Source organism: Acetobacter sp. UBA5411, assembly GCF_002409645.1.
In the GTDB taxonomy this organism is placed as follows: Bacteria; Pseudomonadota; Alphaproteobacteria; order Acetobacterales; family Acetobacteraceae; genus Acetobacter.
In genome coordinates, this window is record NZ_DHNR01000038.1 from 1 (window position 1) to 10,615 (window position 10,615).

Annotated in this window: 9 protein-coding genes; all 9 read left to right on the top strand. The window is 59.3% G+C overall.

Annotated features, from left to right (window positions below; translation table 11 throughout):
- A partial coding sequence (locus B3759_RS13290) for a DDE-type integrase/transposase/recombinase (RefSeq protein WP_291366502.1) occupies positions 1–618 on the top strand: 618 nt, incomplete at its 5' end.
- Positions 619–990: 372 nt separating this feature from the next.
- Complete coding sequence (locus B3759_RS13295; protein ID WP_291366504.1) at positions 991–1,668, top strand: DUF1028 domain-containing protein; 678 nt, start codon at positions 991–993, stop codon at positions 1,666–1,668.
- 113 nt (positions 1,669–1,781) lie between these two features.
- Positions 1,782–3,041, top strand: coding sequence for a flavin-containing monooxygenase (locus B3759_RS13300; RefSeq protein ID WP_291366506.1), 1,260 nt, complete (start codon positions 1,782–1,784; stop codon positions 3,039–3,041).
- A complete protein-coding gene (locus B3759_RS13305; protein ID WP_291366508.1) occupies positions 3,041–4,522 on the top strand; it encodes an aldehyde dehydrogenase in 1,482 nt (493 codons plus the stop codon). Before B3759_RS13300 ends, B3759_RS13305 begins: the two co-directional genes overlap by 1 nt.
- 197 nt (positions 4,523–4,719) lie before the next feature.
- Positions 4,720–5,127 carry a RidA family protein gene (locus B3759_RS13310; RefSeq protein ID WP_291366510.1) on the top strand — a complete coding sequence of 136 codons (408 nt, stop codon included), beginning with the start codon at positions 4,720–4,722 and terminating at the stop codon, positions 5,125–5,127.
- A 121-nt stretch (positions 5,128–5,248) separates the two neighbouring features.
- Positions 5,249–6,658 (top strand): purine-cytosine permease family protein, encoded by a 1,410-nt coding sequence (locus B3759_RS13315; RefSeq protein WP_291366512.1) that lies wholly within the window; start codon positions 5,249–5,251, stop codon positions 6,656–6,658.
- Positions 6,658–8,271 (top strand): GMC family oxidoreductase, encoded by a 1,614-nt coding sequence (locus B3759_RS13320; protein ID WP_291366514.1) that lies wholly within the window; start codon positions 6,658–6,660, stop codon positions 8,269–8,271. The genes B3759_RS13315 and B3759_RS13320 overlap by 1 nt, the downstream gene beginning before the upstream one ends.
- A 1-nt stretch (position 8,272) precedes the next feature.
- Entirely contained in the window at positions 8,273–9,433 is a 1,161-nt protein-coding gene (gene argE / locus B3759_RS13325) for an acetylornithine deacetylase (protein ID WP_291366516.1), read from the top strand.
- Positions 9,434–9,581: 148 nt separating this feature from the next.
- Positions 9,582–10,499 (top strand): LysR family transcriptional regulator, encoded by a 918-nt coding sequence (locus B3759_RS13330; protein WP_291366518.1) that lies wholly within the window; start codon positions 9,582–9,584, stop codon positions 10,497–10,499.
- Positions 10,500–10,615: the final 116 nt, after the last annotated feature.

Consider the following 10,615-nt stretch of genomic DNA (forward strand, 5'->3'; position numbering starts at 1 on the left):
TACGATCCCGGTTATGTCCATATCGATGTGAAGCATCTGCCCAAATTGCAGACAGCAGACGGAGATCGGCGGAAACGTTTCCTGTATGTCGCCATCGACCGGTGTTCCTGTTCAGTGCATCTGGCGGTCTATGACGCGGAAAATTCAGACAGTGCCATCGACTTCCTCAAGACTGTCAAAGCCGCCTTTCCTTTCCGGATCACCCATATCCTGACCGATCGTGGTTCCTGTTTTACGGCGGATGCCTTCGAAAAGGCCTGCCGTGACATGAGCATCGACCGACGCCAGACAAAAGCGTATTCGCCACAGACCAATGGAATGGTGGAACGCTTCAATGGCCGGGTGGCGACAGAGGTGCTGCAGATCTGTCTGTCATGCCATGAGGATCTGGAAATTCTGCTCAGGGGCTTCTGTTTCGCTTACAATCATCGCCCACAGCGTGTTCTGGCCGGCATGACGCCCGCCCAACGCATCACGTCGTGGCTGGAAAAACATCCCGCCTCCCGTAATCCTGACTATATCAAATCAGACAGTCGTGACATCATGAAGCAGATCGATGAAATCCTCTATTATGCCAACGACGTCTCACAACCTGACAGTTACATGCAGAAGAAGTGAAGAATGCTGTCATACCGGCAGGGCAGGGGCATTGCGCGTTCTGTCCTCCTGAAGGTGGTTGAAGGGGCAGTACCGGGAGTAACCGACTGCCCTTTTCGTTTTTATTGATGATGGAATAACGGCTTGCGTAGAAGGCCGGAAGAAGAACGCTCCAGTCGCATAGTTCTCACTGATGGTTTTACGCGCTGGACCAACTCTCATCATATCTGATGTCGGTTTCCCTGATCCTCAAGCGACACCATCCTCAGGAAAACAGAAGCTACACCTCGGAAAGTCCTTGTTACGGTGTCAGAACAAGGATGATAGCCTCTCTACATAGTCAGAATTCATCTTCTGGCTGACAGGATTTTCCTGCGGAGAGACATCGAAGCCATGACCTTTTCCCTCGTCGCGCGTTGTTCCCGTACCGGCCAGTTCGCGGTCGCCGTATCCTCATCCTCTCCCGCCGTGGCGGCCCGCTGCGCCTTTGCGAGAGCCGGTGTGGGAGCCGTCACCACGCAGAACGTAACCGATCCGCGCCTTGGTCCGTGGGCGCTTGACCTGATGCAGGCTGGCGCGTCCGCTGGCGAAGCCCGCGACATCATCGCCCGCACGTGTACTTTCCCCGCCTTTCGCCAGATGACCCTGATCGACCGGGAAGGCCGGACGGCCCTGTGGTCCGGGGAGAAGTCCCTCGGGATCAACGCAAGCGCCGAAGGGCTCAATGTGGTGTCCGCAGGCAATCTTCTGGCTTCACTGGACGTGCCGGCAACCATCGTGCGCAGCTTTGAGGAAGCGGGGCCGGAGATGGAACTCGGAGAACGAGTCATGCTGGCCATGCAGGCGGGCCTCCATGCCGGCGGAGAGGCTGGTCCGGTTCGGTCCGCGGGCATGCTGGTGGTTGACCGGGAGGCGTGGCCTCTGGCCGACCTCCGGGTGGACTGGGAGGACGATCCCATCGGACGTCTGGCGTCGCTGTGGAGCGTCTGGAAGCCGGAGATGCACGATTACGTCACCCGCTGCCTCAACCCTGAAGCGGCTCCGTCTTATGGCGTGCCCGGCGACGAATAACCGTTTCGTCTTCTGAAAGCCCTTGGGCGGGCGCGTCATCTTTTACGTCTATTTGTTTCGATATCGTATTGTTGTGTCATGCCCGGTTATGGCCGGGGAGGAAGGAGGCAGCCATGTCTGTCGAAAAAACCGAAGTTGTCGTGGTCGGAGCCGGGCAGGCCGGTATCGCCATGAGTGAACACCTGCGCTCCTACGGCATCCCGCATATCGTTCTGGAACGGAACCGCGTGGCCGAGCGTTGGCGGAGCTGCCGCTGGGATTCCCTCGTCGCCAATGGACCGGCATGGCATGACCGTTTCCCGGGAATGCTGTTTCCCAAGGACGGTCCGGACGATTTCGCACCCAAGGAAAGGGTCGCCGATTACCTCGCAGCCTATGCCGACATGATCGAAGCGCCGGTCCGTTGTGGCGTGGAGGTAAAGGAAGTGCGTCGCAGGCAGGGGCAGACTGGTTTTCACATCGACACATCCGAAGGCGCAATTGAGGCCGAATGTGTCGTTGCTGCGACCGGTCCTTTCCAGATTCCGGTTATTCCGTCCGTGGTGCCGGAGACGGCCGGTCTCAGCCAGATTCACTCGTCGGCATATCGCAACCCCGACCAGCTTTCTGACGGCGCGGTTCTGGTCGTCGGTGCCGGATCGTCCGGCGCGCAGATTGCCGAAGAACTGATGCGAAAGGGCCGTAAGGTCTATCTCTCGGTGGGTCCGCATGACCGTCCGCCCCGCAGCTATCGCGGACGCGATTTTGTGTGGTGGCTTGGCGTGCTGAACAAGTGGGATGCCGAGTCGACGCCGGGCGTGGAACACACGACCATCGCCGTCAGCGGTGCGAATGGTGGTCATACCGTCGATTTCCGCCGTTTCGCCGCGGAAGGCATGACCCTGCTAGGGCGCACCGAAAATTTCGTGGACGGCAGATTGACCTTTGCGCCTGATCTCGCCGAAAACATTGCGAAAGGCGACGCTAACTACCTCTCCCTGCTCGGAGAGGCGGACGCCTATGTCACCCGCAACGGTCTGGACCTGCCTGAAGAACCCTCCGTCCGTGACTTCCTCCCGGAGCCGGAATGCGTGACGCATCCCCTGCTCGAACTGGATCTGAAGGAAGCGGGGATCACCACCATCATCTGGGCGACGGGTTTCGGTGTGGATTATAGCTGGCTGAAGATGGAAGCGCTGGATGAGAACGGTCGTCCTCACCATCAGCGCGGGGTTTCTTCCGAGCCGGGCGTGTATTTTCTCGGTCTGCCCTGGCAGACGCGCCGGGGCTCCTCCTTCATCTGGGGCGTCTGGCATGACGCGAAATACGTCGCCGACCATATCGCCAAGCAGCGCAGCTACATGACATACCGGCCCGGACACGGAGCGGCGTGATGCGGAGCCTCGCTCATTATGCCGGGCGCGCCTCCAGCCTGTTCTTCCGCAACCAGTGCTGGATTGGCGGACGATTCGTTCCTGCGGCTTCCGGTCGATGCTTCGGCAGCGTCAACCCCGCCAGTGGCGAGGTTCTGACGGACGTGGCGCGCGGAGGAGTGGAGGACATCGACCGGGCCGTGCAGGCCGCCCGCAAGGCGTTCGACGACGGTCGCTGGTCCCGTCTGACGCCCGCTGTCCGCAAGGACGTCCTGCTGCGGATGGTCGCTCTCATCCGCGACAATGCCGAGGAGTTCGCGCTGCTCGACACGCTCGACATGGGAAAGCCCATTTCCGAGACCGTGAATGTGGACGTGCCGGGCTCGATCCATTTTCTCCAATGGCACGCGGAAGCCATCGACAAGCTGTATGACGAGGTTGCGCCCACCGGTGGACGCGATGTGGCGATGATCCGCCGCATGCCGCTGGGGGTGGTCGGAGCGGTCGTGCCGTGGAACTTCCCGCTGGATATGGCGATCTGGAAGCTCGCACCCGCCTTGGCTGCCGGAAACTCGATGGTTCTGAAGCCTGCCGAGCAGTCGCCTCTGTCAGCGCTCCGTCTGGCGGAACTGGCGAGCGAGGCCGGACTCCCGGATGGCGTGCTGAACGTGGTGCCGGGATTCGGCGAGGAAGTGGGGCAGGCTCTCGGACGTCACCCGGATGTGGATTGCCTCGTCTTCACCGGCTCGACCGATGTGGGCAAGCTGTTCATGCGCTATGCCGGTGAGAGCAACATGAAGCAGGTCTGGCTGGAGACAGGCGGGAAAAGTCCAAACCTGATCTTCCCGGACGCCGATCTGGACGCTGGCGCCGACAAGGCCGCCTTCGGCATCTTCTTCAATCAGGGCGAGGTCTGCTCCGCCAACTCCCGTATGCTGGTGCATGAGAGTGTGGCGGACGACATGATCGAACGCATGCGCGTGCGCGCGGAGGCGATCGTGCCCGGCAATCCTCTCGATCCCCAGACCAGAATGGGTGCGATGGTGGATGTCCGGCACACTGCGCGGGTCGCGGAGTTTCTGGCCTCGGGACGCGAGACGGCCCGCCTTGTCGCGGGCGGCAGTCGCGTGACGGTCGGCGCGTCGGATGCCTTCATCCAGCCTACGGTCTTTGCGGACGTGCCTTCTGACGCGCCGATTGTGCGGGAAGAGATTTTCGGTCCGGTTCTCGCCATCCAGACCTTCCGTGACGAGGAGGAGGCGCTCCGTCTGGCGCACGATACGCCCTACGGGCTGGCGGCTTCCGTCTGGACCCGCGATATCAGCCGGGCGCTCGATCTGTCGGAGCGGCTGAATGTGGGGACGGTGTCCGTCAACACGGTGGATGCGCTGTCCGCCATGACGCCCTTCGGAGGCGTGAAGCAGTCCGGCTTCGGTCGTGACCTCTCTCTGCATAGCTTCGATAAATACACAGCGTTGAAGACCGTATGGATTCATTACTGAGGTCAGATTTCCTGAAGCAGAACGTCAGAAATAATTTCTTTTTCTGAAAGCCCAATTCGTTTCACACTTGCAACAGGATTATCCGGGCAGGAACCTCTCGCGGTTCTACAGCCACCGACCCATCCCCGTTGCGCAGGATCATCAATTCCGGTGCAGACCGACCGGACAGCACTAGCCCTTACTGGGAGAAACAGACCATGGCCCACACCCGCCTCCGTCCCTTCAACACGAAGGACACTTACCCCGAACAGGCGCTCGACAACGATCTCTGTCAGGCCGTCATCACGCGCAACACGATTTATCTGCGGGGGCAGGTGCCGCAGGATCTCGACACACGCGAGAATATCGGCGTGGGCGACCCGATCGCACAGGCCGAGAAGGTGATGGACAACATCGAACTGCTGATGACCGAAGCAGGTGGCAAGCTGACCGATATCTGCAAGGTCACTGTCTATCTCACGGACATCCGCTACCGCGAGGCGACCTATCGTGTGCTGGGCCGTCGTCTCAAGGGCGTCTTCCCGGTTTTCACCGGCCTTGTGGTTGTAGCCCTTGCCCGCCCGGAATGGCTGATCGAAGTCGATGTGATCGCCGAACGCGAATGACCTGATGACACGCCCCGCCGACCATAGGTGCCGGCGGGGTTTTTCTGGCTCTCAATATTACGATTCCGACACAAAAATTGCGACGGGCATGCTCGCCGACGCCAGAGGAAGGAACCGACCCATGACAGACGCCGCGACGGCACGAGGCCCGGAGTCACGAGGTCCTGAAGCCCATACCATCTACCAGATCCCACTCGACCAGCGGCACGGACGCCCGCGCGATCTGTTCACCGTGTGGTTCGGCTCCAACATCATGATGCTGACCATCATCACCGGCGCGCTGGCGACCACCGTATTCGGTCTGCCATTCTGGCCAGCCCTGCTCTCGGCGGTGCTGGGTAACATGATCGGCGGCCTGTTCATGGCGCTTCATGCAGCGCAGGGGCCGCAGTTGGGCGTGCCGCAAATGGTGCAGACACGCGGCCAGTTCGGCTCCATGGGGGCGATGGCGGTCATCTGCCTTGTGGTCGTGATGTATGTCGGCTTCTTCGCCTCCAACCTCGTGCTGGGAGGTGAGTCCCTGCATACGGTGGTGACGTTCCTGCCAGAAAAGGCCTGCGTCGTTCTGCTTGGCCTCGTCAGTCTGGTGGCCACGATCTACGGCCATGATCTGATCCATGCCTACACCCGACTGATGACGGTGGTATCCGGCATCGCTCTGGCGCTGTGTTTCGTGTGGATCCTCTGCGTGAACGGCGTTTCATCCGCAACGCTGTCGCACGGCACGTTCACCATGTCGGGCTTCCTTGGCGGCCTGTCCACGGCGGCGCTCTGGCAGATCGCCTACGCGCCCTATGTCTCGGACTATTCGCGTTATCTGCCACCCGGCACAGGCAGCCGTCAGGCCTTCATGGCGAGCTACTGGGGTTGCGTGCTCGGTTCGGTCTTCCCCATGATTCTTGGTGGTCTGCTCGGCGTGATCGCAGGAGGCGGCGATGTGGTGGCCACGCTCACCACACAGGTTGGTCCGCTGGCGCTGTTCATCGTTCCCGTGCTGTCTCTGGGTATCGCGTCCACGAACGCGATGAATCTCTATTGCGGCGCGCTCTCGGCTATCACGGTCGTGCAGACCATCATTCCGTCATGGAAGGCGACGCATGTCGGACGCGCGGGTACGGCCATAGTTCTGGCAAGCCTGTCACTGCTGATCGCTCTGGGTGCGGAAGCAAATTTTATGGAAGAATACACCAACTTCATTCTTCTGCTGCTTTACGTCATGGTGCCGTGGACCGCCATCAACCTGGCCGACTTCTATCTGATCCGGCATGGCGAGTATGACGTTCCATCCTTCTTCCGCGCCGATGGCGGCATCTATGGCCGCTACTGCTGGCCCGCGCTGATTGCCTACGTCTTCGGCATTCTGATCCAGATCCCCTTTGTCTCGAACGGTCTCTACACCGGTCCTGTCGCAAACATGCTGGGTGGTGCGGACATTTCGTGGATCGTGGGACTGATTGTCGTGACGGTGTTCTATGTCTGGATGATGCGCAACGAACGTCACGCCCAACCTGTCATGAGTGGAGCTGACTGATGACCGCACAGAACGATTTCCCGACTGATTATGACTTCATCGTTGTGGGTGGCGGCGCAGCAGGCTGTGTGCTCGCCAACCGGCTGAGCGCGCGCAGCAATCTGCGTGTGGCGCTACTGGAAGCGGGCGGCCCTGACAACACGCCGCGCATCCATGTGCCTGCAGGCACCATCTCACTCTACAAAAGCCGAAAATATACCTACCAGTATTACTCCACACCGCAGACGCATCTCGACAATCGCCGCGTGCATGTGCCGCGTGGCCGGATGCTGGGCGGCTCTTCCTCCATGAACAGCATGATCTACATCCGTGGCGCTCGCTCGGATTATGATGGCTGGGAAGCGATGGGCTGCACCGGCTGGGGCTATGACTCCGTGCTGAAATACTTCATGCGCGAGGAAGACAATCGCCTGCATCAGGACCCGCATTTTCATGGCACGGGCGGTGAACTGGTGGTGGATCAGCCGCGTGATCCGCTGGGTGTGTCGCGTCTGTTCATCAAGGCGGCCGAAGAGATTGGGCTGGAAGAAAACACCGATTTCAACGGAGCCCGGCTTGAGGGTGTTGGCGTCTATGACGTCACGCAGAAGGGTGGCAAGCGTCTCAGCGCCTATCGCGCCTTTGTCGCTCCCGTCCTATCACGTCCGAACCTGCATGTGCTGACAGGGTGTCGTGTGGCTTCGCTTGTGACAGACGGGCGGGAGGTGCAGGGCGTCACCATAGAACGCAACGGAAAGTTCCACGTCCTGCGGGCGCACAAGGAAACCATCCTTTCGGCGGGGGCCATCGGTTCGCCGCACCTGCTGATGTCGTCAGGCATCGGTAATGCGAAAGAACTGCTGCAATCCGGTGTCCCTGTGGTGAGCGATCTGCCGGAAGTAGGCCGCAATCTTCAGGATCATATCGATGGGCTGGTAACCATCCGCTCGGATTCAGCCAGCACTCTGGGGTTCTCGCGATCCTCGCTCGGCTCCGTGCTGCCTGCACCCTTACAGTTTCTGCTGCGCGGCAAGGGGTGGCTGACCACGAATTATGTGGAAGCCGGAGGTTTCGCCTCCACCCGTTATGCTGAAGGCGTGCCGGACGTGCAGTTCCACTTCGTGCCGGGCTATCGCAGCCATCGGGGGCGGCTGTTCGAGTGGGGACACGGTTTTGCGCTGCACACCTGCGTACTGCGTCCAAAAAGCCGGGGCAGCATCCGCTTGACACAGGACGGCAGCCGCAATCCCGAGATCGACTTCAATTTCCTGTCCGACGAACGCGATGCGCTCGTGTTGCTGGAAGGGGTGAAACTTGCGCGCCGTATCCTGCGGGCGTCGCCGTTCGACGCCATCCGTGGAAAAGAGATGGCTCCAACAGCAGACCTTGAGACCGATGCACAACTCATGGACTATCTGCATGCCTCCGCCAGCACTGTGTTTCATCCTTCCGGCACCTGTCGCATGGGATCGGATGCGGACAGCGTGGTCACGCCAGAACTGAAGGTGCGTGGACTGAAAGGGCTGCGTGTGGCCGATACGTCTATCATGCCGACGCTCGTCAGCGGCAACACCAATGCGCCGACGATGATGATTGGAGACAAGGCCTCCGACATGATCATTTCGGAGCTTTGACATGACCGATCCGCACGCTCTTTCCGTCCGTGATATCCTTAAGAAGCTGATTGCATTTCCCACAATCTGCCGCACGGAAAATGCGGAACTGATCGACTGGGTGGAAGCCTTTCTGTGTGACCTTGGAGCACGCTGTCACCGCGTGCCGGGCAAGGAAGACGGGCGCTTCAATCTCTTCGCCAGCATCGGACCAGACACGCCGGATGGCATCGTGCTGTCGGCCCATAGCGATGTGGTGCCGGTGGAGGGGCAGCCATGGACGACAGATCCCTTTGTCCTGACTGAACGGGATGGAAAGCTTTACGGACGTGGCAGCAGCGACATGAAGGGCTTCCTTGCCTGCATGCTTGTGGCGGCGCGGTACGCCGCCAGTCAATCCGGGCTGCGCGCACCCTTGCATCTGGCCATTTCCCATGACGAGGAAATCGGTTGTGTGGGCGTGCATTCGATGCTCCGAGATCTGGCTGCCCGTGGTTTTCAGGCGCGCGGCTGTGTCATTGGAGAACCAACCGGTCTGTGTGCTGTATCCGGCCATAAGGGCAAGCTTGCGGCGCGTATTGTGTGTCACGGACTGGCAGCACACTCGGCCAATCCTGATCGCGGTTGCAATGCCATCGGTCTGGCGACAGACATGGTGAAAGTCATTGAAGCCGTGCAGGAAGAACTGAAAGAGACCGGCGCTCGGGACGAGCATTATGAGGTGCCTTACAGCACCATGCAGGTCGGGCTGATCCGGGGTGGAGTGGCGCTCAACATCGTGCCTGATATGTGCGAGGTCCAGTTTGAGATGCGTCTGCTGCCCGGTGTTGATCCGCAGCCTCTGCTTGACCGGTTGTGTGTGGAGGCGGACCGTCTGTGCTCGGAACGACCACATGCCCGCATCGAGATTGAGACCCTCAACACCTATCCCGGTTTGCATACATCCGACGACTCTTCCTTCCTGTACGAGATCATGCGGATAACTGGCGACAATGCGCCGTCACGGATTGGTTTTGGAACGGAGGGCGGCCTGTTCAGCGAATATCTGGATATGCCGGTTGTTGTCTGTGGTCCCGGTTCCATTGATCGCGCTCATAAGGCGGATGAGTTCATTCTGCCGGAAGAGTTGCAGGATGGTGTGCAGTTTGTGGAGCAGGTTGTGGATATGTTGTTTCAAGGCTGAAAACCGGAACATGACAGAATGGGAGACCCAAATACGGACCCGCAAGAACGACTGATCCCGTCGGCAGAATTTTCGTTCCGTCATGTAGTTTGATAATACACTCCCTCAGGACAGTGACTTCACTGCCATCATTGAGGAATTGTCTACAGTGAAATTCTCCCTGCGACAGATCGAATATTTCGTCGCTACGGCTGAAACAGGGTCCATCGTGCAGGCCTCGCGCCAGATACCCATCTCGCAGCCCGCCATCTCGGCCGCCATCGCGCATCTGGAAAGCGTATTCGGCGTGTCGCTTTTCATCCGTCATCACGCGCAGGGGCTGTCTCTCACGCCAGAAGGCCGCATGGTGTTGCAGGAGGCTCGTGAGCTGCTTTCTCAGGCGCAGGAACTGGGCAGTTCGCTGAATGGCATGTTGGGACGGGTACAGGGCGAAGTCACCGTTGGTTGCATGACGACACTGTTTCCTCTCCTGGCCCCTGATCTCATTCAGAACTTTTCTGCAATTTATCCAGAAGCGAGCCTGCGGGTCATTGCCGGTCACCATGAAGAACTGACGGAGAAACTGCGGGACGGCGAGGTCTCGGTCATGATCGGCTACAATATGCCCATGCCGCAGACGATCACCTTTCAGCCGCTTTCTGCGCTTCCGCCCTATGTGTTCACCTCGGTCGAGCATCCTCTTGCAAGGATGGGTCATGTCCGACTGGAAGATCTTGTAAACGAACCATTTCTTCTGCTCGATTTGCCCTTTTCGCGGGACTATTTCCTTCAGCTCTTTTCCTCGGCAGGCGTGGCCCCACGCATTGCGGGGCATTACCCAAGCATGGATGTCATTCGTAGCCTGGCAGCAAGAGGTGTGGGGTTCGGGCTGGGAAATGCTCGCCCGCGCAACCAGAATGCGCTCGATGACAAGCCGCTGGCTTATCTGGGGCTGGAAGATGAATGCGCCCCCTTGATCTACGGACTTTTTACCGTGACAGGTCAGCGCATTCCATTAAGGGTTTCGGCCTTTCTTGATATGTGCGTTGAAACGCTTTCCAACAGGAATTTGCCCGGAACAATCTGATTTTTTCTAATAAAAGCAAAATTATCAGGGATGATTATAAATCTGGTGGTCATCGCTGAGAACCGTCAGTTGGCTGATTGCTCATTTAGGGCCTGTTACGGCGTGTCGTCAGTTAA

Bases quoted from the DNA above. Each gene is read 5' to 3' on its own strand.
- B3759_RS13310 (WP_291366510.1), top strand. From the start codon at position 4,720: ATGGCCCACACCCGCCTCCGTCCCTTCAACACGAAGGACACTTACCCC.
- argE (WP_291366516.1), top strand. From the start codon at position 8,273: ATGACCGATCCGCACGCTCTTTCCGTCCGTGATATCCTTAAGAAGCTG.
- B3759_RS13295 (WP_291366504.1), top strand. From the start codon at position 991: ATGACCTTTTCCCTCGTCGCGCGTTGTTCCCGTACCGGCCAGTTCGCG.
- B3759_RS13315 (WP_291366512.1), top strand. From the start codon at position 5,249: ATGACAGACGCCGCGACGGCACGAGGCCCGGAGTCACGAGGTCCTGAA.
- B3759_RS13300 (WP_291366506.1), top strand. From the start codon at position 1,782: ATGTCTGTCGAAAAAACCGAAGTTGTCGTGGTCGGAGCCGGGCAGGCC.
- B3759_RS13320 (WP_291366514.1), top strand. From the start codon at position 6,658: ATGACCGCACAGAACGATTTCCCGACTGATTATGACTTCATCGTTGTG.
- B3759_RS13305 (WP_291366508.1), top strand. From the start codon at position 3,041: ATGCGGAGCCTCGCTCATTATGCCGGGCGCGCCTCCAGCCTGTTCTTC.